This window comes from Pseudoalteromonas sp. A41-2, assembly GCF_015767615.1.
Lineage (GTDB): Bacteria > Pseudomonadota > Gammaproteobacteria > Enterobacterales > Alteromonadaceae > Pseudoalteromonas > Pseudoalteromonas lipolytica.
The window spans coordinates 1696781-1721093 of record NZ_CP065231.1; the positions used below are offsets into that span (position 1 = coordinate 1696781).

Annotated in this window: 20 protein-coding genes; 10 read left to right on the forward strand and 10 right to left on the reverse strand. The window is 40.7% G+C overall.

Going from position 1 to position 24313, the window contains the following annotated elements; genetic code table 11:
- The first annotated feature begins 44 nt into the window (after positions 1 to 44).
- From IT970_RS07765 to IT970_RS07780, 4 genes are all read left to right on the forward strand, one after another.
- On the forward strand, positions 45 to 290 hold the full coding sequence (locus IT970_RS07765; RefSeq protein WP_196857733.1) for a hypothetical protein: 246 nt from the start codon (positions 45 to 47) through the stop codon (positions 288 to 290).
- 79 nt (positions 291 to 369) lie between these two features.
- Positions 370 to 816, forward strand: coding sequence for a hypothetical protein (locus IT970_RS07770; RefSeq protein ID WP_196857734.1), 447 nt, complete (start codon positions 370 to 372; stop codon positions 814 to 816).
- A 106-nt stretch (positions 817 to 922) separates the two neighbouring features.
- A complete protein-coding gene (locus IT970_RS07775; protein WP_196857735.1) occupies positions 923 to 1324 on the forward strand; it encodes a hypothetical protein in 402 nt (133 codons plus the stop codon).
- A 129-nt stretch (positions 1325 to 1453) separates the two neighbouring features.
- Complete coding sequence (locus IT970_RS07780; protein WP_196857736.1) at positions 1454 to 1759, forward strand: hypothetical protein; 306 nt, start codon at positions 1454 to 1456, stop codon at positions 1757 to 1759.
- Positions 1760 to 2145: 386 nt separating this feature from the next.
- Here the strand turns inward: IT970_RS07780 and IT970_RS07785 are convergent, their stop codons facing one another.
- Positions 2146 to 2565, reverse strand: coding sequence for a hypothetical protein (locus tag IT970_RS07785; RefSeq protein WP_036968496.1), 420 nt, complete (start codon positions 2563 to 2565; stop codon positions 2146 to 2148).
- A gap of 869 nt (positions 2566 to 3434) precedes the next feature.
- Between IT970_RS07785 and IT970_RS07790 the strand changes: the two genes are divergently transcribed.
- From IT970_RS07790 to IT970_RS07805, 4 genes are all read left to right on the forward strand, one after another.
- On the forward strand, positions 3435 to 4358 hold the full coding sequence (locus IT970_RS07790) for a GGDEF domain-containing response regulator (RefSeq protein WP_065979906.1): 924 nt from the start codon (positions 3435 to 3437) through the stop codon (positions 4356 to 4358).
- 71 nt (positions 4359 to 4429) lie between these two features.
- Positions 4430 to 5698 (forward strand): ABC transporter substrate-binding protein, encoded by a 1269-nt coding sequence (locus IT970_RS07795; protein ID WP_196857737.1) that lies wholly within the window; start codon positions 4430 to 4432, stop codon positions 5696 to 5698.
- 9 nt (positions 5699 to 5707) lie between these two features.
- Positions 5708 to 7990 (forward strand): ATP-binding protein, encoded by a 2283-nt coding sequence (locus tag IT970_RS07800; RefSeq protein ID WP_083202821.1) that lies wholly within the window; start codon positions 5708 to 5710, stop codon positions 7988 to 7990.
- Between the two features lie 10 nt (positions 7991 to 8000).
- Positions 8001 to 11468 (forward strand): ATP-binding protein, encoded by a 3468-nt coding sequence (locus IT970_RS07805; RefSeq protein ID WP_196857738.1) that lies wholly within the window; start codon positions 8001 to 8003, stop codon positions 11466 to 11468.
- A 64-nt stretch (positions 11469 to 11532) separates the two neighbouring features.
- Here the strand turns inward: IT970_RS07805 and IT970_RS07810 are convergent, their stop codons facing one another.
- The 9 genes from IT970_RS07810 to IT970_RS07850 form a co-directional block, all read right to left on the reverse strand.
- Entirely contained in the window at positions 11533 to 12411 is an 879-nt protein-coding gene (locus IT970_RS07810; RefSeq protein WP_036968484.1) for a LysR family transcriptional regulator, read from the reverse strand.
- Positions 12412 to 12799: 388 nt separating this feature from the next.
- Positions 12800 to 13456, reverse strand: a complete 657-nt coding sequence (locus IT970_RS07815; protein WP_065979908.1) for a 3-oxoacid CoA-transferase subunit B — start codon at positions 13454 to 13456, stop codon at positions 12800 to 12802.
- 11 nt (positions 13457 to 13467) lie between these two features.
- Positions 13468 to 14166, reverse strand: a complete 699-nt coding sequence (locus IT970_RS07820; protein ID WP_036968475.1) for a CoA transferase subunit A — start codon at positions 14164 to 14166, stop codon at positions 13468 to 13470.
- Positions 14167 to 14177: 11 nt separating this feature from the next.
- Positions 14178 to 15083, reverse strand: a complete 906-nt coding sequence (locus IT970_RS07825) for a hydroxymethylglutaryl-CoA lyase (RefSeq protein ID WP_196857739.1) — start codon at positions 15081 to 15083, stop codon at positions 14178 to 14180.
- Positions 15080 to 17047: an acetyl/propionyl/methylcrotonyl-CoA carboxylase subunit alpha gene (locus IT970_RS07830; RefSeq protein ID WP_180311550.1), complete on the reverse strand. Its 1968-nt coding sequence runs from the start codon at positions 17045 to 17047 to the stop codon at positions 15080 to 15082. The genes IT970_RS07825 and IT970_RS07830 overlap by 4 nt, the downstream gene beginning before the upstream one ends.
- An 8-nt stretch (positions 17048 to 17055) precedes the next feature.
- Positions 17056 to 17826, reverse strand: a complete 771-nt coding sequence (locus IT970_RS07835) for an enoyl-CoA hydratase/isomerase family protein (RefSeq protein ID WP_036968466.1) — start codon at positions 17824 to 17826, stop codon at positions 17056 to 17058.
- A 10-nt stretch (positions 17827 to 17836) separates the two neighbouring features.
- The gene (locus IT970_RS07840; protein WP_036968463.1) at positions 17837 to 19444 is read right to left on the reverse strand and encodes a carboxyl transferase domain-containing protein; all 1608 of its coding nucleotides are present in this window, start codon (positions 19442 to 19444) and stop codon (positions 17837 to 17839) included.
- Between the two features lie 11 nt (positions 19445 to 19455).
- Entirely contained in the window at positions 19456 to 20631 is a 1176-nt protein-coding gene (locus IT970_RS07845) for an isovaleryl-CoA dehydrogenase (protein WP_036968459.1), read from the reverse strand.
- 50 nt (positions 20632 to 20681) lie between these two features.
- Positions 20682 to 21116, reverse strand: a complete 435-nt coding sequence (locus tag IT970_RS07850; RefSeq protein WP_036968456.1) for a MerR family transcriptional regulator — start codon at positions 21114 to 21116, stop codon at positions 20682 to 20684.
- A 341-nt stretch (positions 21117 to 21457) separates the two neighbouring features.
- Here IT970_RS07850 and IT970_RS07855 point away from each other — a divergent pair, with 341 nt between their 5' ends.
- The gene (locus IT970_RS07855) at positions 21458 to 22639 is read left to right on the forward strand and encodes a thiolase family protein (protein WP_036968453.1); all 1182 of its coding nucleotides are present in this window, start codon (positions 21458 to 21460) and stop codon (positions 22637 to 22639) included.
- An 85-nt stretch (positions 22640 to 22724) separates the two neighbouring features.
- Positions 22725 to 24215: a CoA-acylating methylmalonate-semialdehyde dehydrogenase gene (locus IT970_RS07860; protein WP_065979912.1), complete on the forward strand. Its 1491-nt coding sequence runs from the start codon at positions 22725 to 22727 to the stop codon at positions 24213 to 24215.
- The last annotated feature ends 98 nt before the right edge of the window (positions 24216 to 24313 follow it).

The window sequence follows — 24313 nt, forward strand, 5'->3', positions numbered from 1 at the left end:
GGTATGGACGAAAATTTAAAGAAAAAGTAGATGTTGTAGTTGGGTTGAGTCACCTTGCAGGTGGTGCATTGATTATTGTTGGCAGCATATTGGTATTCGTTTTCGTTCAAGCTGTACTAGACCCTTATGCTGTTATTGAAATCAATTGTGTTTCGACAAAAGATCAAACGGACAAAATTGTGGTTGCCATATTTAGTGCTTTATTTCCAATATTAGGTCTGTTTTTATCATTTGCTCCAGCCAGACTTCTTGATAACTGGGCAGCAAAAATAATCGGTCGTTTGAGCTAATCTCAAACATAACAAGTGCCTAAACCAAGAGACGCAAAACAGCAGGCTTGCGTTCCTTCGTCGCTAATTTTAGCCTGCTATGCAAGCATTATGTGTTTTTATGGTTGATCAATCGATTTATAATTCAGTTTTAGATTTAGCGTGTGAATTGGTTAATTCTTCCAGTGCTGAGTTAACTCAAAATTATTGGCATGCTTATCAAAAACTAAATGAATTATGTGAAATGCATAAGGGAACAAGCAAGGATCATCCCCTTCAATGGGAAGCTCTTGCCGATTACACCCGAAATAACAAGCAAGCTTTAAATATCTATTTAATTGCAATAGAGGTCGCAACAAACTTAAATTTAAGTGAATATGTTGCTTCTTCACAACTTGCCATTGCTGAGCGCTTCTTGGAAACAGGTAATAAATGTGAAGCAATATCATGGGCAAATAAGGCTGATGAAAATGCTCGTAGGTGCAGTAACCTTGAGTTACGTAATGAAATTAGTGAATTTCTGCTAGTAAGTGCAAGCAACACATAACAAACGGTTTATGGATGGGACGCAAAAAGCTTGGCTTGTGCTCTTTCGTCGCTAATTTTAGCCAAGCATTTTCCGCCCCATAATCGGGCGTTTAGCATCAAATATTATGAGCTACGATATCGAACTACCCAACCCGTTTTGGTTTGGAATAAAGATCAATGAAAGCGAAGATCGCTTGCCATCAATTGGCTGCGAGGTGGAGCTGAAACTTGAAATGCCCAGAGGAATATTTTCATATTCTGCCAAGGATATTTGGTTTGAGTGCTCCGTTTTTGACGAGTTTCTAGTGCAGCTAGAACGGTTGAAAACCGGAGACGCCGGTAAAGCCGAATTCTATGATATGGACCGAGAAATAGTGCTTTCATTCACTAAGGAAGAAATTCAATTGTCAGTTCACCGAATACATAGTGAAATCGGATCTGGCTATATGGAGTTCAAGAGTGATTTTGATCGTGAATTGGTGATCCAGCATATTGAGCACATAGAGAGTTTTGCAAAATGGTGGTAGCAATGTTTAACAAGTCAAAGCACTCGGACTTGGTAAATCTGTCACCTTTTTCGTTCCCAAAAAAAGCCGTCAACTTCACCAAGCCGGTGTTTGAGGCGTTATACGTTTCTAGAGTTTGGTGTTAATAAAATGTCTGATGATGCAATAAAACTTGCTACAAAATTACTAGAGAGTGATGAGGATTATTTAGATAATGTCATATGGCTCTGGCGAATTGGCAATAATAAATATGAGCAATGTTGGGATACTGAGTTTCAAGTATTTGGTGTAATTGAGTCTGATACTGATCATTTACCTTTGAAGCACGTACGAGCCAATTGTTCTTCTGAGTTCCTCGCTAAATCAGATAAAGAGTTAGCTGAAACTATAGAGTTCTACAGAGCAGATGTGATCAGTGCATGTAATACAATTCTAAACCAGTTAAAAAACGTATAACAAGTTAATTAATAAGAACAAAAAACAGTTTGCTGTTTTCGTTCCTAACATTTTAGCCAACAATTTTTTGCACATTAGTAGGGCGTTACCTATGTCTGGCCATAGCATAGAACTGACTGTCGATTCTAACTCACAATTGTCCAACAATAACTTACGTTCGTGTCTGTTTTAATTCTAAAACGGCGAAAAGGTTGATTTCTGCTTTAACGGTTTGCAGCTCGTAACAGATTGTCTTACTTAAGCACTAATAATTTTCCCGGATAGTCTGATGGATTACGTTAAGACTTATTAAAATTTAAGTTTTCAAATTTAAGTGCTTAAATTTAGATACTCCAAAACGACAAAACCCAGCCTAAGCTGGGTTTCATGAAATAATGCGGATGAACTTATAATGCTAAGTTCTGTTTGGCGCGAGTTAAGTTGTGCTCTACCAAATCGTTACTTGAAATCTGCACGGCTTCATAGAAATCAGATAATGCGGCTGTCTCGTTTTCAGACATGATACGTGCAACGCCACGGTTACTTAATGCAAATGATGTTAATTCACGACGTTTATGACCGGGGACTTTACTTGTCGTTAGCAAGTTAATTGCTTTAGAGCAGAGTGCTTCGGCTGCCGCAAAGTCTTTTTCTTTAACGCTCAATGCGCACTGATTAAATGCTAATTCGTATTGATTGCTTTGTTCTGCAAGTGTTGTAGATTGGTCAATCACCATTAATTTGTAGTCACCCTGATCAGCCACTGCCATCGCTGAGCAAGTTAATAAAGAGCTAAGTGCAACGCGTTTCATAAGTGTACTAAACATAATTTTTTCCTCTGTTAGAGTCGGCATTTATTACCGACAATTCAACTTTAGTTGAGAGAGGAAAATCGAACAAACGATAAATAAACACCCAATAGGTGAATAAATTTAACCTATAGACTTTAGTCGAATAAAAGGCTTGAAAAGTGAGGCTCTCATGCTAAGAATAGTGTTGCTGCAAGGCTTAAGCTGTATCAGGAGAGGGCAGTATCAAAAAAATTATATTCTTCGTTTTTATGATTAACACATTAAATACGTTTAAAAAAGTAGCATTGTCCCCATTTATCTTTTAAAGGTTATTAATGGAAAGGTAAATGGATTTAATCACTATAGCACGGGTTGTTATTAGTACACTGTGTGGCGGAACTGTATTGTTTAAATACATTGTTTAATCTGCTCTTTAAGCTGGTACTCTGGGCTAAAAAGATGCCAAAAGGGGCATATTTATTTATGGCCATATTCCCACTTCTTTCGCTATTTCCTATTCCCCCCCCTGTATTTGAAAATGTGGCTAAAGCAAAGCACGAACAACGTAAAAAACAAAAACGATATGATAAACCCACTTCATGACAGGATTAGCTATCCATTCATTGTAATGACCTTATGCTTAAGTACATGGCGCATGCAATAAATAGCCATCATTCTTTTATACTACAAATAATGAAAAATAGTTAAGCATTAAATAGGGCTTTGACTATAATTACTGTTAAAACTTATTGAACTAACAGTTAGTTGCAGAATTAATAACATACTAAAGTGACCTTCTCATGAATAGTATGTTTTCAAAAGTTACAAGGTAAGTTAGTAAGCGATTATGCCTTAAAGAGCTGCTGCAAAGCGAAACTAAACAATAATAAAGATGAAGAATTTATATGCCTTTAACTCTAAAACTATTGTCAGAATGTAAAATACTCGTAGTTGATGATGATGAAATGATCAGACTTACACTTGAAACAATATTAGAAGAGCACTTTACTGTTTTACCATTTAGCGCTGGAAATAGTGTCTTAGAATACTGTAAAGAAAACACTGCTGATTTAATTTTGTTAGATGTGAATTTGCCTGATATCAATGGGTTAAATGTATGTAGGCAAATAAAAGACGATCTTGCCTTTGAAAATGTTCCTATTGTCTTTATTACATCGACCTACGATACCGATTCACAAAATGCATGTTGGGAAGCCGGAGCAACAGATTTCATTGGAAAACCCATCACTGCTTCAACATTAATACACCGCACGAAGAATCATATTGAGAATAAACTTCGCCTCGAAAAGCTGGTTGAATTGACATACAAAGACTCTCTAACAGGTTTGTTTAATCGCCATTACCTAGACTTAGAAGTCTCTAATGTTTTTAAGCAAGCTATACGTGACAAAAGAGCTTTTAGCCTACTGATGTTAGATATCGATCATTTCAAGCGTTATAACGACCATTATGGCCATCCACAAGGCGACGTATGTATTAAAAAGATTGCTGAGGTATTAAATCGTTCAGTTAAACGCCCGCAAGATACGGTTGTACGATATGGAGGAGAAGAGTTCCTTGTGCTCTTGCCTTACACAGATTTTGATGGAGTAAAGCAAGTCTGCGAGCGAATTAATCATGAACTAGCGAGCGAAAATATTCGTCACGAAGAATCTTCTTTAAATAGGGTGTCAGTCAGTATTGGGGGAGTTGTGTATTCTCACCAAGAGATGAAACAGTTTGATGAACTTGTTTCATTAGCTGACGAAGCATTATATGAAGCAAAAAATGCGGGTAGAAATTGCTTTAAATTACATGCAATTGACTGATGAAATAATGAGATTTTAACGTTAAAAATTTCATCTATACTCATAGTTGCTTATTTACTAGGTGAATATGTATGGCTAACTTAAAAGACCGTCGATGTTTTCTAAAAAAAATGGGTGTGGGAGTCGCTGCTTCAACACTGGCATTTAAAGCACCGTATGTTTTTGCAAAAAACACTGTCACTTTGAGAGTGATGGGCACACATGTCACCTTGCAAGAAGAGTTACGTCAACGAGCAATGCGTGAGCTTGGCATTAATATCGAATTTACTCCAATGGGCAGTGCTGCTGTTTTACAAAAGGCGGCAGCGGATCCAAGTTCTTTTGATTTGTACGAACAGTGGTCTGATTCAATTAATATTTTGTGGCAGGCTGGGGCTATCCAACCATTAGATATTGATAGGCTTATTTATTGGAACGAAATTAACCCACTAACTAAAACCGGGCGTGTAATACCTGAAGCAAAAATAGGGGCGGGGGATTCACCCAATAAGCTTTTGTATGTTCAGCCTGATGGTCGCCTCGGTACGACGCCTAGCAAAAAAATCAGTTATATGCCGTATGTTCACAATGTTGATTCCTTTGGCTATAACACGCAATTTATTGAGCAAGGTATTCCCTATGAAACCGAATCGTGGGCATGGTTGCTCGACGAGAAAAATAAAGGGAAAGTAGGCTTAGTTAATGCGCCCACCATAGGTATTTTTGACGCCGCACTTGCTGTTCAGGCCCAAGGGCTGATGAGTTTCAATGACTTAGGAAATATGAGTATTACAGAAATTGATCAGCTGTTTAAAATTTTGCTCGAGAAAAAAAGGCAGGGTCACTTCGCTGGATTTTGGACATCGGTTCCACAGTCGATAGACTTTATGAAAACTAACCGTGTGACTATTCAAAGTATGTTTTCACCGGGAGTAAGTGCATGCAGAGGACAAGGTATCCCTGTTGTGTATGCTTCGCCCAAAGAAGGTTATCGTGCTTGGCATGGGGTTATGTGTTTATCGGCCAATACGCAAGGGCATGTAAAAGATGCAGCGTACGATTACATGAACTGGTGGTTGTCTGGCTATCCCGGTGCATTTATAGCGCGTCAGGGCTATTACATTTCTAACCCAGAACGAAGTCAGCCTCTTATGTCTATACCAGAGTGGAATTACTGGTATCAAGGTAAAGAAGCGGTGACAGACTTAACTGGCACTGATGGAAAAATCTCTGTTCAAGCTGGGCAGTTAAGGGATGGAGGCAGCTACATTAAGCGCTTTTCTAATATCGCGGTTTGGAATACCGTCATGCCAAATTATGATTACAGTTTAGATAAGTGGTTTGAACTGCTTAATTCTTAAGGAACTGCCTTGTCGAATATTTTCTCACGCTCTGTTGCTGCAAAAATGTTATTAGCGTTGATGCTAATTTTACTTGCTATGAGCGCCAGTTACTACGTTATGAATAAACGCCTAAATACAATAGAGGTTGCTTTTAACGATATAAGCCGAATCAGTAATTACGCTGTAAGTATTCTTAGGATCAATAAAGACATAGTCGAAATGCAACGCGATATCTCTGTGTATGGCGGGAGTGGAAGCAGTGCTGTGTTTGAAAAAATCGTCGAAAATTTTCAAAGTATCAAAACACGTCTAAGCGATGTTGAGCTTAAAAATGAAGAGAATGAGAGTCAAATTTACCTCAACGCCATGTCTGAACTAGTAAAGAGGTACGGCGAGAATTTACAGGTCTTGACCAAGCGCTACGAAATAAGAGCAACATTGACAGAAAAAGAATTACCCCGAATTTACGCTGATGCAACGACACACCTTGATAACTTAATGCGAAAAGTAACCACTGTTGAAGAAAAGTTATTTATTTCTGAGTATCTCAATCTGTGGCATTCGTTGCATCGAGATGCGTATTTGTTTTTAACCAAAAAAGATTATGCAAAAAGAGCGTCAGTTAACGATGCTTTACGAATGATTTCGACGAAATTAAATGCCTCTGTGCATATTCAAAAAAGTGAATACCGCTCTGAAATTAACCAACTTTCAAAAATGGCAGATACTTATAGTCAGGCATTTGCGAGGAGTATTCAAGCAAATCGCAATTATTTAAGTTTAGTCAATGTTGTAATGGCCGGTGACGCAATTGAATTTAGTACTTTAGCAAATGAACTAAGAGAGCAATCATTAACAAGGTTAAGCCGTATCAAGGAAGAAGCAGAAAAAACAGTTTCTAAAACAGAACGTATTTTAAAGCTACTCGCGTGGGGAGTGTTAATTTACATTATTGCCTTGTCTGCTTTTTTCCATTTGCAGATCTCCAAGTCTATTAAACGCCTTACGGTGAGCTTTAAACACTTTCTTAATGGCGATTTATCAGCACCAATTTATGACTTACATAGAAAAGATGAAATAGGTGTACTTGCAAAAGCGGCAGATAGCTTCAGAATTTTAAGTAAAGATTTATCAGATGCCAAACAAACCGCCGAACATACCACTAAAGTTAAGTCAGAATTTTTGGCGAATATGAGCCACGAAATACGAACGCCTATGAACGGTATTTTGGGTATGGCACGTCAATTGAGTCGTACACCATTAAATGCAGAACAAGAAAAAATGTTGGCCATCATACACTCTTCAGGTGCGAGCTTATTAGTAATTATCAATGATATTTTAGATTTAAGTAAAATCGAAGCCTCAAAAATTGAACTGGAAGAACAGCCAATAGCATTAAACTTATTACTCGATGAGCTAACACATTTATTTAAAGCGCAAGCTAATAATAAACAAGTCGAACTGTTTATTTCAGTGTTGCCTGAGGACCCCAATTTTATATTTTTAGGGGATGAAACACGCCTTAAACAAGTGCTTATTAATTTAATTGGCAATGCAATTAAATTTACAGAAAGAGGCAGTGTATCGTTAAATGTGAGTATTCATCAGCTATCTAATGATGAATTTAGCATTACATTCCACGTTTCAGATACCGGAATTGGCATAGCGAAGGAACAGCTTAATAGCTTGTTTGAGGCCTTTTCACAAGCAGATGCCTCAATTACACGACGGTTTGGTGGTACAGGACTCGGTTTAGCCATTTCTAGTAAGCTATTAAAATTAATGGGGACTTCATTGCACGTTGAAAGTGAGTATGGTGTTGGCTCAGACTTTCATTTTGATCTCAATGTTATCCGAGCGAATGAGTCTGTTTATAGTGAACAACAGCGCATGCAAGAACCCCATGAGCAAGCAATTGATTTCTCTTGGCTGAATGTGCTGATTGTCGAAGATAATGAAATCAATCAAATCGTTATTGAAGCGATGTTGAGTGAGTTTAATATCAGCTCTATCAATATTGCCGATAATGGCGAGCAAGCTATTCTTCAGTGTGAAACACGGGCGTTTGATCTCATTCTTATGGATATGCAAATGCCTGTCTTAGATGGGCCGCAAGCGACATTAAGGATCAGAGAGATGCCTTCCTATAAAAACACTCCCATCATTGCTTTAACTGCCAATGTATTAAGTGCCGACAAACAACGCTGTATTGATGCCGGGATGAATGACTTTATTGCAAAACCAATTAATTATGAGTGCGTTAAAGCTATTTTGTTGAAATGGTGCACAAAAGCAGCTGATGAACGGTAAGGGGAGCTGAGTGAATATTTTACTAAAAGAAAATAAAAAAGCAGCCTCATTGAACCCATACTTTGCTTTAGTGTCGATAGTATTTGTTGTTTTTATAGCAATCGCCGTTAGCTTTTTTGAAGGGCAAGTAAAAGAAGATGTTTTAGACTCGATAGACCAAGAGTTCGTCGAAACGAATCAAAGGCTAAAAGAAATTGTAACAACGACACTGTCAGAATATAAATCAGATTTACGGTTTTTGTATTCAACCCCGCCAATTTCAGGCTTACCAAGAGCCCATTTTAACAATGGAATAGACCCATACGATGGCACTAGTTATCAGCAATGGAAAGAGCGATTAGAAACTATTTTTATTGGTTTTATGGAAAATAACCTCGCCGTTGAACAGGTGCGTGTTATTGCGGTGACTGCTGAAGGTAACGAACTTATTCGTGTTCAGCGTGTTGGCGCATCTGTAGAAGCCTCTGCGGATTATTCATTACAATCTAAAAGTGGCGAGCCTTATTTCTTGCCCAGTACGTTGCTTGAACCAAAGCAAGTGTATATGTCACCACTGTCTTTAAATCGTGAGTTTGGTGAAATTGAATTTCCTTTTAAACCGATGATTCGGTTTTCGATACCAATATACAGTGAGAACGGTAAGCGTTTTGCTTTTTTAATTATGAATGTTAATGCCAGTACATTACTTAATAACCTTAAAGAAACAGTGTTTGATACCTCACAACTTATTATTAGTGGCTCTGATGGAGATTTTATTATTCATCCACTTGAAAGCTATCAATTTTCTAGAGATTTAAATCCCAGTGTAAATTGGCAGGCTGTTTACACCGAAAACATAAAGTACAACGGTATCTATTTAATAAAGTCAAAAGCGAATACCGAAGAACAGTTCTATGTACGTTCAGAAAAGTTGTATACCAGATCAGGTAATAAATATGGTTTTGTTAATTTTAACCTACTTGCACCTAAAGAATATGTGGATAATTTGATCAATGAAAAACGCTTGATCACCTACAGTCTGTTATTTGCAGTGATTGTTTTCACATCAATTCTTTTAATTACATTTTATCGTAATGCGATTAGAAGCCAATTACTCGCAGAAACCAGACAAGAAGCATCAGCAATTGTCGATGGTTCTATCGATGCAATTATTGCCCTTAACTTAAAAGGGTATCTGACCAGTTTAAACCATACTGCAGAGCGATTATTGCTCATTTCAAGTAAAGCGGCAGTAGGGAAATCGAGTAAAGAAATTGAATTTCTATCTAATTTACCAATCGATGAATATGTAAAAAAAATACAGAGTTCTAGAGCTCAAATAAAGGACGAGTGCTCATTCGTGCAAGGTGAATATATCGCGCATTACGCTATTTCAGTGAGTCCTGTTTTTTCTGAGCACAGTAACCTAAGTGGTTTGGCTTTAATAATTAGAGACATTAGTAAAGAAAAACAGGCTGAAATTAAAGTTAAACGTCTTAACTCTGAGCTTGAAGCCAAAGTGCGCAAACGTACACACGCACTTGCAGAAGCAAAAGACGAAGCAATTAAACACAGCGAGGTTAAAAGTGCATTTATTTCGAATGTGAGCCATGAATTGCGAACATCATTAAATGGTGTCATTGGCACGCTGAATATTTTGAAACGAGAAGCGCTAACAGATAAGTCACGCAAGCTTGTTGATATGATGGAGTTGAGCGCATCAAGCTTAAACTTATTAATTAACGATATTCTTGATTTGTCGAAAATAGAGGCAGGAAAACTCGACTTAAATATTCAGTTGATAAACCCGCTGCTACTGATTGAAAGTTTGGTGAGCTCGTGTGCTGTCAGAGCCTTCGATAAAGGGGTTGATGTGTACTTAGACACCACAGAACTTACATGCGATAAGCTAGAAGTAGACCCCCTTAGACTAACTCAAATTATTAATAACCTGATTAGTAATGCCATTAAGTTTACTGAAAAAGGGTTTATTAAAATTAAAGTGAGTTCGGAGCATGTTGCTAATAATGAATATAAATTAAGGGTTAGTGTACAAGATACAGGAATTGGCATTGATCCTCTTTCGCAAAAACGACTGTTTGGTGCATTCCAACAAGCGAGTAGTGCAATTACCGAGAAATTTGGAGGGACGGGATTAGGAATATCGATCTGTAAGCAGTTATGTCATGCAATGGGTGGAGAAATTTACTTAGATTCAACTTTAAATCAAGGCAGTACATTTAGCTTTTATATTAAGGCACGCGCAAGTGAAAGAAACTTAAAGCAAGAACAGAGATGTTTTTCCTCTAAACATGTTTTAGTGTGTAGTCAAAATGCACATATTATAGAAATAATTGAAAAATTGGTTGTTTTATATGGCGGGCACGTAAGCGTTTCATCGCTTAGTGAATTAGACCTACACGATGATGAGAACATTGATTTTGCCATCATAGACGACGAAGAAATCAATAATAATACGAGCTTAGATCACCTGCATGAAACACATAGCAGCACTCACGTTGTCTTATTGCATCAGTCTGATACTTCAATACCAAAAAGCAAAGCGGGCAAAGTGAGTAAAATAAGTAAACCCCTTACACAAACAGCCCTATTACGCGTTGCAGGGGTTGAGCTGCGTGATAACGAAACACACACGTTATTACATGACAACAGTGATGGTGAGTTCGCAATTTCAAATGAACGTTTATCACAAATTAAAGGCAGTAAGGTACTTATTGTCGATGACAATAAAATTAACTTAGAAGTAGCGAAAGGGGCACTTGACGAGCTACCCATTGAAATACTCACGGCCAACAATGGCCAAGAAGCCATTGAACATTTATTGCAGAGCGAAGCAAGCGGAGCGCCTGTAAACTGTGTACTACTCGATTGTCAGATGCCAACTTTAAATGGCTATCAAGTGTCTGAAAAAATACGTTCAGGTGAGGCTGGTGGCGCTTTTATTAATGTGCCTGTGATTGCCATGACTGCGAGTGCGATGATGGGCGAAAAAGAAAAATGTTTATCAGTCGGTATGAATGATTATCTTAGCAAACCAATTAAAGCAGATGATGTGCTATCAAAAGTTGTGAAATGGATTTTATCTGATCATGAACAGCAAACAGAAGAACACGTTAGCACAGTAGATGAAGCGCAGTCATTATGGAATCGTCAAGAAGCGCTTGTACGGTTACTTAATAAAGAGGCTTTACTAAAAAGAATATGCCAAATATTTATGATCAACGCGCCGAAAAAACTCACTGATTTAAAAGATCAGTTTGCAGTGCAAAATCATGCGGAAGTACATCAAACTGCGCATGCTTTAAAAGGGATGTGTGGTGAGCTGAGTGCCGATAAGCTCAGAAAATTATGTGAAGAAATTGAGTTAAAAGCACGCGAGCAAAACCTCGAAATCAAAGACACACTTCAAAAACTAGAGCGCCTGTTGCCACAACTAATGGCTGAGATAAAAGGGTGGTTAGAATCGCTAGAAAGATGAAATTACTCACGACAGAGCCCGTGTGAATGATGCCTGTGTTATACACAGGCATCCAGATAAGTGATTATTTTAAATGCTTAAACGTATCAATCATCCACTTTATAAATAACTCTAGCTGTGCGTTAGTTTCGCTCGGTTCGTGCTGGACTAAATAGTATTTGTCTTTGGTTTTTAATGGCATATCAGTAAAATTAAATAGCCATTGCTCTTCAAACCAGGTTTGACTGATTGGCAAAGGAATAAGTGCAATTCCCATCCCTTGCTGTGCAGCACGCGCAACCCCGAACATACTATCAACCTGAATAATTTGTTTTGGTGCGAAGTCTTCAATACCTGCATGTTCAGCCCATTGGTGCCATGCCCAAGGACGTGCTTTATGCAGTATTAGGGGCACTTCATTAAGGGCTTGAAAAGGGTTTTCGTGCCATGCTTGCCAGTTTTCTTTATTACATGCCGGTGTATACGACAATGAAAATAATTCGTGTACAACCCCTTCGTGTGGCTTAGATGACGATAATACAATTGATAAGTCACTTTGCTTGGTCAGTTCTTTGCGCGTTTTTAAGGTGTTTAGCTGTAAGTTAGTGTTTGGATGATCGGCGGTCCACTCACTCAACTTTGGCATTAATAATTCACTGGCAAAAAACTCAGGCAGGGTAATGCTTATAGTGATATTTTCTTGTAACTGACTAAATTCATTAATGGTTTTTTCGAGAGCTTTAATTAGAGGTGACACTGAATCATAAAAGTTCTTACCCGCAGCGGTTAAACGAATAGAGCGAGTTTGACGTTCGAATAGCTCAATCCCCAATTGCTCTTCTAATTGCTTGATCTGATGGCTTACGGCTGATGGCGTAAGATAAAGTTGGTTTGCTGCATCTTTAAAGCTCAGTGTGCGAGCAGCGAAACAAAATGAGCGTAGGCCACGAATAGGTGTTTGCATAGTTAATTTCAGTAATTCTCAATAGCGCGTTTTATGAAGTTAAGAGCTAAGCAATTATTATCCCAATATTTAAAAACTAACAGACTAAAGGGTGAATATAGCTAACTTTTGCGATAACGCCTAAAAATTAAGCGTTAATTGCTTGTTTAATCTAGTTTTTCGCCTCAAAAAGCAAAAAAGGCGAGTGTAGCAGTTTTTATTTATTGGTAACAAGTAAAGTGCTCCTTACGTGTTACTCACAAGTTTAGGGCATTTTATACTAATTGTGTGACAAATTGGTGCAGTGAGGGGGATATAAAAGATAAAAAAAATCCCTCTTGCGAGGGATTTTGGGTAACTCAGCGCCATTGGCACTGGGAATGAGGTCGGTACATTGGGATGTCAGTGGTTAGAAAACCATTTCAGGGACATCACCTTCAATAAGCAATTTTCCTGCCGTTTTGCTTATGATTTCATCTACTGACACGCCTGGTGCGCGCTCTAGTAGATGAAAAGCGCCGTCTTTGACTTCGAGTACGGCTAAATCAGTTACGATTTTCTTTACACAGTTAACCCCAGTTAACGGTAAAGTGCAACTTTCTAATAACTTAGAGTCGCCATGCTTACTTGCATGCGTCATCGTAACAATAATATTCTTCGCGCCAGCAACAAGGTCCATCGCGCCACCCATGCCTTTAATCAGCTTTTTTGGGATCATCCACGATGCGATGTTTCCGTTCTGGTCAACTTCAAATGCACCTAATACTGTTAAGTCTACATGACCACCCCGTATCATGGCAAAACTATCTGCACTATTAAATATTGCTGCACCTGTTGCTGCTGTCACGGTTTCTTTACCCGCGTTGATCATATCTGCATCAACTTGGTCTTTAGATGGGTACGCACCCATTCCTAGCAGACCATTTTCAGATTGCAGCATGACTTCTATGCCATCGGGTACATAGTTAGCGACAAGGGTAGGGATACCAATCCCTAAATTAACGTAATAACCGTCTTGTAGCTCTTGTGCAACGCGCATAGCTACTTGTTCACGTGATAATGCCATTTTAATGCTCCTTAATCGCGAGTCGTTACACGTTCGATGCGTTTTTCAAAGTTACCCTTGATCACACGATTAACATAAATGCCTGGGGTGTGAATTTGGCTCGGCTCCAGTTCACCCGGCTCTACGATTTCTTCAACCTCAGCAACGGTAATCTTACCTGCGGTTGCAGCCATTGGATTAAAGTTCATAGCTGTGTGACGAAACACGAGGTTGCCATAGCGATCGGCTTTCCATGCTTTAACAATCGCAAACTCACCTGTAATTGATTCTTCTAGAATGTATGGGCGGCCATCAAATTCTTTAACTTCTTTGCCTTGTGCAACAGGGGTGCCGTAACCAGTTGCAGTGTAAAATGCAGGAATACCCGCACCACCAGCACGCATTTTCTCAGCAAGTGTACCTTGTGGCGTAAGTACTACGTCAATTTCGCCATTAAGTAACTGTTGTTCAAATAAGGCATTTTCACCAACATAAGAGGCGATGATTTTTTTAATTTGCTTGTCGTGTAGCAAAATACCTAAACCAAAGTCGTCAACACCACAGTTGTTAGATACAACCGTTAAGTTTTTTGTTTGTTTACGCTTTATTTCACCGATAAGTCCTTCAGGAATACCACACAAACCAAAGCCACCAGCGATAATGGTATCGCCATCTTTTAAACCTTCCATCGCAGCTTCGTAACTCGAAACCACTTTATCAAAACCGGCCATGAGCCTACTCCTTAATTATTCTGCGTGTTCTTTAGAGCAAGTGAAACCTTGCTGACAGGTTGTTTATTTAATGCGCTACAAATAGCCCAACCAGCTTTCGCCAGTCTTTCTAAATCAATTCCATGCTCTATGCCAAGCCCTTGCAGTAAGTAAACTACATCTTCAGTGGCAACATTTCCTGACGCTCCTTTGGCATAAGGGCAGCCACCAAGGCCTGCAACGGCACTGTCAACGGTTGAAATACCTCGCATTAGCGCGGTGTAAATATTTGTGAGCGCTTGCCCGTAGGTGTCGTGAAAATGTACAGCGAGTTTTGACTTATCAATATGTTGCAGTAATAAATCTAATAACTCGTCCACTTTTTTTGCTGTTCCTACACCAATTGTGTCACCAAGGCTAATCTCGTAACAACCTAAGTCTAATAAACGCTGCGACACCTTTAATACATCAGCGTAGTCAACGTCACCTTGGTAAGGGCAACCCATTACACAACTTACATAGCCACGAACACGAATATTATTTTCTTTCGCAAAGTCCATGACCTCTTTAAAGCGGTCAATACTTTCATCAATCGAGCAGTTAATGTTCTTTTGACAAAATGCTTCGCTGGCTGCGGTAAATATAGCAAACTCTTGAATGCCCACTTGATGAGCGGCTTCTGCACCACGTAAGTTAGGGGTTAGCGCACTTAAATTAACATTAGGTAAGTTTAATGCGTTGATCACATCACGTGAGTCAGCCATTTGCGGCACCCATTTAGGTGATACAAATGCACCCGCTTCAATATCGTTAAGGCCCGCGTTGGCTAGGGCGTTAATTAGTTCGATTTTATCGTGGCTGGTGACGGCTGCTTCATTTTGCAGTCCATCACGGGCACCCACTTCAACAATACGTACACACGCAGGGAACTGTGTCATACCGCCTCCTGTTCCTCGACTATGGCGAGCATATCGCCATGGCTCACTAATTCACCTTCACCAAAACAGTAGCTGGTTAATACACCATCATGTGGAGCATTAAGCGTGTATTCCATTTTCATTGCTTCGATAATTACAACCGCATCGCCTTTAACAACTTCGCTACCCACAGCAACAAGGTGTTTAACGACTGTGCCGTTTAATGGGGCCGCAAGAGGAAGTGCATCACTTTCATGTTCACTAATGTAGTGTTTATCGATGAGTTCAATCACTGTTTGCTGAGCGTTATACATTACAGTGATATGCGTGTCTGTTTGGATAACATGCGCGACAACTTTTTCACCATTAATGACTAAGCGAGCAAGGCCATTTTCAACAGTGCCTGAACTTGTATAGTCAACTGAGTTGAGGTTGATTTTAAAACCATCGGCACACTTTTCAGCTTGCACCGCAACATCAGTAAATGGGATTTTTGTTAGCGCAGCGCTGTTTAGCATAAAGCCAGTTAATTGCTGCCATGGACTCGCACTATTGCCTTTTAGTGTACTCATGTAAGCAAATGCAGCGATTACTGTCGCGAGCGTATGTTGTTGCTCGTCTTTAGCGACTAATTGCGCACCTTGATCTTCAATAAAGTGTGTATCAGGCGCACCAGCTTGAAACGTAGGGTGGTTAGCAAGGTTGTGTAAAAAGTTAACGTTACAACTAAACCCAGCTAAATGAAATTGTTGCAGTGCTTTTGATAAACGACCAAGCGCAGCCTCACGGTTGTCATCGTGAACAATGAGCTTAGCAATCATTGGGTCGTAAAACGGGCTAATTTCATCGCCAGCGGCAATGCCAGTGTCTATGCGTACAAACTCTGATTCAGTCGGGGTGAACAGGGCATCAATACGGCCAGAACACGGGATAAAGTCATTGCTTGGGTCTTCTGCATAAATACGTGCTTCAAAGCTATGACCTTGCAGCTGAATATCCGCTTGTGACAGCGGCAGTTTTCCACCTGCAGCCACATTAATTTGCCAGCTTACTAAGTCAACGCCAGTGACCATTTCGGTTACCGGGTGCTCTACTTGTAAACGAGTGTTCATTTCCATGAAGAAGAACTCATCGCCACACAGTAAAAACTCAACAGTACCTGCACCACGATAGTTAATTGCTTGTGCACAGCGTACAGCGGCTTCACCCATTTCTTTTCGTAGCGAATCAGATAAACCCGGTGCCGGTGCTTCTTCAATTACTTTTTGATGGCGACGTTGTAAAGAACAGTCACGATCGCCTAAATAAACACAGTTGCCATGATTGTCTGCAAATACTTGTACTTCAACATGACGGGGTTTAGTAACGTAACGCTCTAGAAGCACTAAATCATTACCAAAGCCGGCTTTAGCTTCACGCTTTGCCCCTTCAAGCGCACTGATAAAATCTTTTGCATGCTCTACTACACGCATTCCTTTACCGCCACCGCCAAAGGCTGCTTTGATAAGGACAGGGTAGCCAATTTTTTCTGCTTCGGCTTTTAAAAACTCAGTGTCTTGGTTATCGCCATAATAGCCCGGCACTAAAGGGACATTGGCTTCGTGCATAATTTCTTTTGCACGCGTTTTGGAACCCATTGCTTCAATACTTGATGCTGGAGGACCAATAAATGCAATGTCGTTTTGCTCACAGGCTAGGGCAAATTCACTGTTTTCAGATAAAAAACCGTAGCCGGGGTGAATGCAATCAACGGAGGTTTGTTTTGCAACGTCGATAATTTTATCTGCGACTAGGTATGAGTCTTTGCTTGGTGCAGGACCAATGTGATAAGCCTCATCGGCCAGCTTTACATGTTGCGCGTGTTTATCTGCATCTGAATATACAGCAACCGTAGTTAGGCCCATTTGTTTTGCTGTGCGCATAACTCGGCAGGCAATTTCACCACGGTTTGCAACGAGAATTTTTTTCAACGTTTTTGTTGTCATAATGGATCCTATTTCTGCCAATTTGGGCTGCGTTTTTCAAAAAATGCGCTAAGACCTTCTTGTCCTTCGTCTGATACACGAATACGCGCAATACGCTCTGCTGTTAAATCGATTAGTGTTTCATCAATGGCTTTACCCGCAACATCATTGATTAGCTGTTTGGCTGCTTTCACTGCAATAGGCCCATTATTAACAAGGCTTTGCAAGTGCTTGTCTAATGCTGTTTGTAAGTCACCGGTCACTTGATGAATTAAACCTAATTGTTTCGCTGTGTGTGCATCAAAGATTTCTGCGGTTAAAAAGTAACGGCGTGCAGCACGCTCACCAATCGCTTTGATCACATACGGACTAATCACAGCTGGAATTAAACCTAACTTCACTTCGCTTAAACAAAATTGTGCATCGTCTTGGCAAATAGCAATATCACAACAGGCTATTAGGCCTAAAGCACCACCAAATGCAGCCCCTTGTACGGCACATAGCGTTGGATGAGGGCTTGTTGCAAGAACATGCATTAATTTGGCGAGTTGCTTTGAATCTGCGAAGTTTTCTGCAAAGTCATTGCCAGCCATCGACTTCATCCAATTTAAATCAGCGCCTGCAGAAAAATGCTTACCTTGTGTTTTTAATACCAAAGCACGTACATCACAGCTATTGGCGTGCTCAATGCACTGAATGAGTTCGCTAATCACGTCTTCATTAAATGCATTGTGTTTTTCTGGGCGGTTTAAAACGAGGACAGCCACATTTGATTTTGTTATTTGTAGTGTTACTGACATACGGCCTCCATTACATTCTAAATACGCCAAACTGAGAATCACGCTCTGGGGCGTTTTTAGCAGCACTTAAAGCAAGACCTAACACATTTCGTGTATCGGCAGGGTCGATAATGCCATCATCCCATAGTCGTGCACTGGCATAATAAGGATGACCTTGTTTTTCGTATTGCTCGATAATTGGCTTTTTAAATTCGCTAATTTGCGCATCAGTCATGCTTTCGCCTTTGCGGGCTAAACCGTCTTGCTTCACTTGAGCAAGTACGCCAGCTGCTTGCTCGCCACCCATAACCGAAATACGGGCATTAGGCCACATCCACATCATTGTTGGTTCAAACGCTCGGCCACACATACCGTAGTTACCCGCACCATAAGAGCCACCAATTAACACGGTGAATTTGGGTACGTCAGCACACGATACCGCGGTAACCATTTTTGCACCGTGTTTTGCGATACCTTCTGCCTCGTACTTTTTACCCACCATAAAGCCGGTGATATTTTGTAAGAAGACTAAAGGGATATTTCGCTGCGCGCACAACTGAATAAAGTGCGCACCTTTTTGAGCTGATTCACTAAATAAAATGCCATTGTTAGCAACGATACCAACAGGGTGGCCAAAAATTTTCGCAAAGCCCGTTACCAAGGTTTCACCAAAGTAGCGTTTAAACTCATCAAACGATGAGTCATCAACCACTCGTGCAATGACTTCACGTACATCAAATGGCTTTTTAAGATCAGTACCAACAATGCCGTAAATCTCGTTAATGTCGTAACGTGGAGGTTTTACGTCTTCAAGTAATGGTGCAGTAGGGCGCTGATAATTAATGCGCTCAATACATTGACGTGCAATAGACAGTGCATGTGCATCGTTTTCAGCATAGTGATCGGCCACACCCGATGTTTTACAGTGCACATCGGCACCGCCTAGCTCTTCAGCGCTAACTTCTTCACCTGTTGCGGCTTTTACAAGCGGTGGACCCGCTAAGAAAATAGTGCCTTGTTCTTTTACGATAATGCTTTCATCTGCCATTGCAGGCACATACGCGCCGCCAGCAGTACATAAGCCCATTACCACCGCAATTTGCGGAATGCCTTTACCCGACATACGTGCTTGATTATAGAAAATGCGACCAAAATGCAGTTTATCTGGGAATACATCGTCTTGTTCAGGCAGGTTTGCACCGCCCGAATCAACTAAATAAATACACGGTAAATGGCAACGCTCTGCAATGTCTTGTGCGCGCAGATGCTTTTTCACTGTTAGTGGGAAGTATGTCCCTCCTTTAACAGTGGCATCGTTGGCGATAATCATACATTCAACGCCTTTAACACGACCAATACCCGCAACAACGCCTGCACATGGAATCGCCTGCTCGTAAACACCAAACGCCGCAAATTGAGAAATCTCTAAGAACGGCGAACCTTCATCTAATAATGTTTCGATACGATCGCGTACAAATAACTTACCACGGCCAACATGGCGTTCGATTAAAGCAGGGCCACCGCCTAAGCGGATATCGGCCACTTTTTCACGTAAGTCGTTTACAAGGGCAGCCATGTTATCGTGATTTTGCAGAAATTGCGGATCGTGTGGATTAACACTCGATTTTAAAATCGTCATAACTTTAATCCTTATCGGCTTTCAGTGAATAATTCGCGACCAATCAGCATACGGCGGATTTCAGAAGTACCCGCACCAATTTCATAAAGTTTAGCGTCACGTAATAAACGGCCTGTCGCGTACTCGTTGATATAACCGTTACCGCCTAAGATCTGAATTGCATCTAATGCCATCTTAGTTGCCAGTTCTGCCGCATATAAAATGGCACCAGCCGCATCTTTACGTGTTGTTTCACCGCGATCGCATGCGCGAGCTACCGTGTAAACATATGAACGCGCAGCATTCATTTGCGTGTACATGTCGGCAATTTTGCCTTGAATTAATTGGAATTGACCAATTGGGCTATCGAATTGTTTACGTTCATGAATGTACGGTACAACAATGTCCATACAGGCTTGCATGATACCAAGTGGACCCGCGGCTAATACAACACGCTCGTAATCAAGGCCACTCATTAAGACTTTTACGCCTTCGTTTAAGTTACCTAAAATGTTTTCTTCTGGTACTTCACAGTTTTCAAATACCAGTTCACAAGTATTCGAACCGCGCATACCCAGTTTGTCTAGTTTTTGTGCGGTAGAAAATCCTGGTGTGTTGCGCTCAACGATGAAAGCAGTGATCCCTTTAGGGCCTGCATTTAAATCTGTTTTGGCATAAATAACGAACGTGTCAGCATCGGGACCATTGGTGATCCACATTTTGTTACCGTTAAGAACAAATACGTTGCCTTTTTTCTCGGCCTTTAATTTCATTGATACTACGTCAGAACCTGCATTGGGTTCACTCATAGCAAGCGCACCAATGTGTTCACCGCTGATAAGCTTTGGTAGGTATTTTTCTTTTTGCGCTTGTGTTCCATTACGGTTTATTTGGTTTACACATAAGTTTGAGTGAGCACCATAACTTAGGCCAATTGAGGCACTTGCACGGCTAATTTCTTCCATGGCAATAACATGTTCTAAATAGCCTAAACCCGCACCGCCAAATTCTTCAGCTACTGTCATTCCTAATAAACCCATTTCGCCAAGTTGTGGCCAAAGTTGATTTGGGAACGTGTTGTCTAAATCTGTTTGTTCAGCAAGAGGGGCAATCTCTTGGCTTGCGAAGCTATTAACGTGATCACGGATCATGTCTGCGGTTTCGCCAAGTCCGAAGTTCATTTCTTTATAAAGTGAAATAGTGCTCATAATATGTGTTCCTGTGAGAGTCTGTTGACGCGTATAAAAAGGGTGTCAGGTTATTCGTCTAGGTTATTGAGGGTTTCACGACAGCGACGTTCAGCGGTGACTAATTCCATAAGAACAACTTTAATGTCGTCCATTTGTTGGCTTAAATCCGCTTTCTTTTCTGCAATAAGGTCAAGCATAGTCACTAACTGTTTAGCGCTTGATTTATCTGCGTCGTAAAGTTCAAACAAACGGCCGGTTTCGGCAAGTGTAAAGCCTAAGCGTTTACCTCGTAGGATCAGTTTTAGCCTTACTTTGTCACGTTTCGAGTAAATACGGGTTTGACCGTTTCTCTCAGGTGAGATCAAGCCTTGGTCTTCATAGAAGCGAATAGAGCGCGTTGTAATATCAAATTCTTTTGCTAGTTCGCTGATACTAAACGTTTGCTCATTGCTGGCAGGCTCGACTGCTGCACTTTCAAAGTTTGTTTGATTGTCTTGTTTCATGATTTATTTACCTCATTCGAATAACACCAATATAAGTGAAGTTTACGTAAAGGTAAAGTGTCATTGTGAAGTTATACTTTAGACTTATAAGGTTAGCGCTTAAAATTTATTGCAGCGCCTTATTTATATGGCTTTGTGAGGAAATGTTTGATTTTTAATACAGCAAAATACAGATAAGTTTACAGTTTTACCGGCCGCAAAAAAGTTGATTTTAGATTTACGTTGGCGTAAACGTAAATATTATGTATGCTGAATTAAATCGAAATTAAACTATAACAAATTAACTGTTTGGTTACACATGATTTGAACACATGATGATAACCACTAACATGGAGCCAATTATGACTACTGAAGCCGTTGTTATTGTTGCCGCAAAACGCACACCTATGGGTGGGTTTATGGGCGCACTTAGTGGCGCACACGCAACTGATTTAGGGGCGACTGCCATTAAAAGCAGTTTAGAGCACGCGGGATTATCTGCGGATAAAATCGACGAAGTGATTATGGGCTGTGTATTACCGGCAGGTTTAGGTCAAGCACCAGCGCGTCAAGCAATGTTAAAAGCGGGCCTAAATCAAGGCACCGGTGCAACGACGATCAATAAAGTATGTGGCTCAGGTTTAAAAGCGGCGATGTTCGCGCATGATCTAATTAAGTCTGGCTCTATTAATGTTGCTGTTGCTGGTGGTATGGAAAGCATGAGTAATGCGCCTTACATGCTACCTAATGCACGTGGTGGTATGCGTATGGGTCACGGTGAAGTGAAAGATCACATGATGTGTGATGGCCTCGAAGATGCCTATGACAACAAAGCAATGGGCTGTTTCGCACAAGACACCGCTGATCAATACTCAATTGGCCGCGAACAAATGGATAACTTTGCATTAAGCTCGTTAACCAAAGCCAATGCCGCCATTGAATCAGGTGCGTTTGAGAGCGAAGTTGCTGCACACACTATTTCAACGCGTAAAGGCGATGTAACGGTTTCTATTGATGAGCAACCAGGTAATGCTCGCCCAGATAAGATCCCAGGCTTACGTCCTGCATTCAAAAAAGATGGCACTATTACGGCGGCTAACTCGTCGTCAATTTCTGATGGTGCTGCTGCTCTTGTATTAATGCGTGAGTCTGACGCACACGCACAAGGTTTAACACCGCTTTGTCGCATTGTTGCTCACAGCACACATTCACAAGCTCCTAGCGAGTTTACATTAGCACCTGTTGGTGCAATGAAGTCTTTACTAGATAAAGCAGGTTGGTCTGTAGAAGACGTTGACCTTTGGGAAATTAATGAAGCATTTGCCATGGTAACTATGCTTGCAATCAACGAGCTTAAACTCGACGAAAGCAAAGTGAATGTTAACGGCGGTGCATGTGCATTAGGTCACCCAATTGGTGCCAGCGGCGCACGTATTTTAGTCACCCTAATTCATGCATTAAAGAATCGTGGTCTAAGCAAAGGCGTTGCCTCACTGTGTATTGGTGGTGGTGAAGCGGTTGCGATGGCAGTCGAAGCTATTTAAGCATTTTTTAGTCTCTCACAGCCGCAACGTATTTTAAAAACTATCATGTTGCGGCCTCTTAATACCCACTGGGGAGGAGTGCCTCATGCACCAAGTACCTTTATTTATCAACGGCGAATTTACCCAATCAAGTTCAACGCAGCTTATTGATGTTATTAATCCTGCAAACCAAGAAGTTTTAGCACAAGTGCCTTGTGCAACAGATGCCGAAATGGATGCCGCAATTGCTTCGGCTAAAGAAACGTTTAAAACGTGGAAAGAAGTACCTATTTCTGAACGTGCGCGCATTATGATGAAATATGCCGCGCTATTAAAAGAAAATCACGATGAGCTAGCAACGATTATTTGTCATGAACTGGGCAAAACATTCGAAGATGCGAAAGGTGATGTATGGCGTGGTATCGAAGTTGTTGAACAAGCCGCAAATGCGCCTTCGTTAATGATGGGCGAAACCATGGAAAACGTGGCGCGTAAAATCGATACATATTCGTATATGCAACCGCTTGGTGTGTGTGCTGGTATTACGCCGTTTAACTTTCCTGCGATGATCCCATTGTGGATGTTCCCATTGGCTATTGTGTGTGGTAACACGTTTATTCTTAAGCCATCAGAGCAAGACCCACTTACACCAATGCGTTTAGCCGAGCTGTTTGTTGAAGCGGGTGCCCCTAAAGGTGTTTTACAAGTTGTTCATGGTACTAAACCACAAGTAGACCGCTTACTAGAAGACCCTGCTGTACGTGCAATTTCATTTGTGGGTTCGTGTGGAGTCGGTGAGTATATTTATTCAAAAGGCACTGCGAATCTTAAACGTGTTCAAGCTTGTGTTGGCGCCAAAAACCACATGGTTATCATGCCTGATGCGAGTAAATCACATGTTGTAAACAACCTAGTAGGTGCTTCGGTTGGTGCTGCGGGTCAGCGTTGTATGGGTATTTCGGTTGCTGTTTTTGTTGGTCAAGCGAAAGACTGGGTTGATGAAATTAAAGCGGGTTTCGAAAACGTGCGCCCAGGTGTGTGGGATGATGCGAATGCAGCATATGGTCCGCAAACATCAAAAGCGGCAAAAGACCGTATTTTATCGCTTATTGCTGGCGGTAAAGCACAAGGTGCAACCTGTTTAATTGATGGCTCAGACTTTACTGTTGAAGGGTATGAGCAAGGTAACTGGGTTGGTCCAACGTTATTCACTGATGTGACAACCGAGATGGATTTATACAAAGAAGAAATCTTTGGTCCAGTATTAGCGTGTATGTTTGTTGATACACTTGAAGAAGCAATCGCGCTAATTAATAACTCACCATACGGTAATGGTACGTCATTATTTACCTCAAGCGGCGCAGCCGCGCGTAAATTCCAACACGAAATCGAAGTAGGCCAAGTAGGCATTAACGTGCCAATTCCGGTGCCACTGCCGTTTTTCTCATTCACTGGTTGGAAAGGCTCTTTCTATGGTGATCAACACACGTATGGCAAACAAGGTATTCGTTTTTACACTGAAACGAAAACCATTACGTCTCGTTGGTTTGAGGACGATATTGCCTCGGGTCCAAACATGAGTATTAACCTTAAATAAGCGCCGGTAAGCGCGCTTTATAAGGAATGAGCGAGGCTCTCCTCGCTCTTAAAACACCGATTTATACAAAGAATAAGACAACAATTTAAGAGGTCTAC

Coding starts and splice junctions, on each gene's coding strand:
- IT970_RS07770 (WP_196857734.1), top strand. CDS start 370: ATGCAAGCATTATGTGTTTTTATGGTTGATCAATCGATTTATAATTCA.
- IT970_RS07775 (WP_196857735.1), top strand. CDS start 923: ATGAGCTACGATATCGAACTACCCAACCCGTTTTGGTTTGGAATAAAG.
- IT970_RS07780 (WP_196857736.1), top strand. CDS start 1,454: ATGTCTGATGATGCAATAAAACTTGCTACAAAATTACTAGAGAGTGAT.
- IT970_RS07785 (WP_036968496.1), bottom strand. CDS start 2,565: ATGTTTAGTACACTTATGAAACGCGTTGCACTTAGCTCTTTATTAACT.
- IT970_RS07790 (WP_065979906.1), top strand. CDS start 3,435: ATGCCTTTAACTCTAAAACTATTGTCAGAATGTAAAATACTCGTAGTT.
- IT970_RS07795 (WP_196857737.1), top strand. CDS start 4,430: ATGGCTAACTTAAAAGACCGTCGATGTTTTCTAAAAAAAATGGGTGTG.
- IT970_RS07810 (WP_036968484.1), bottom strand. CDS start 12,411: ATGCAAACACCTATTCGTGGCCTACGCTCATTTTGTTTCGCTGCTCGC.
- IT970_RS07815 (WP_065979908.1), bottom strand. CDS start 13,456: ATGGCATTATCACGTGAACAAGTAGCTATGCGCGTTGCACAAGAGCTA.
- IT970_RS07820 (WP_036968475.1), bottom strand. CDS start 14,166: ATGGCCGGTTTTGATAAAGTGGTTTCGAGTTACGAAGCTGCGATGGAA.
- IT970_RS07825 (WP_196857739.1), bottom strand. CDS start 15,083: ATGACACAGTTCCCTGCGTGTGTACGTATTGTTGAAGTGGGTGCCCGT.
- IT970_RS07830 (WP_180311550.1), bottom strand. CDS start 17,047: ATGACAACAAAAACGTTGAAAAAAATTCTCGTTGCAAACCGTGGTGAA.
- IT970_RS07835 (WP_036968466.1), bottom strand. CDS start 17,826: ATGTCAGTAACACTACAAATAACAAAATCAAATGTGGCTGTCCTCGTT.
- IT970_RS07840 (WP_036968463.1), bottom strand. CDS start 19,444: ATGACGATTTTAAAATCGAGTGTTAATCCACACGATCCGCAATTTCTG.
- IT970_RS07845 (WP_036968459.1), bottom strand. CDS start 20,631: ATGAGCACTATTTCACTTTATAAAGAAATGAACTTCGGACTTGGCGAA.
- IT970_RS07850 (WP_036968456.1), bottom strand. CDS start 21,116: ATGAAACAAGACAATCAAACAAACTTTGAAAGTGCAGCAGTCGAGCCT.
- IT970_RS07855 (WP_036968453.1), top strand. CDS start 21,458: ATGACTACTGAAGCCGTTGTTATTGTTGCCGCAAAACGCACACCTATG.
- IT970_RS07860 (WP_065979912.1), top strand. CDS start 22,725: ATGCACCAAGTACCTTTATTTATCAACGGCGAATTTACCCAATCAAGT.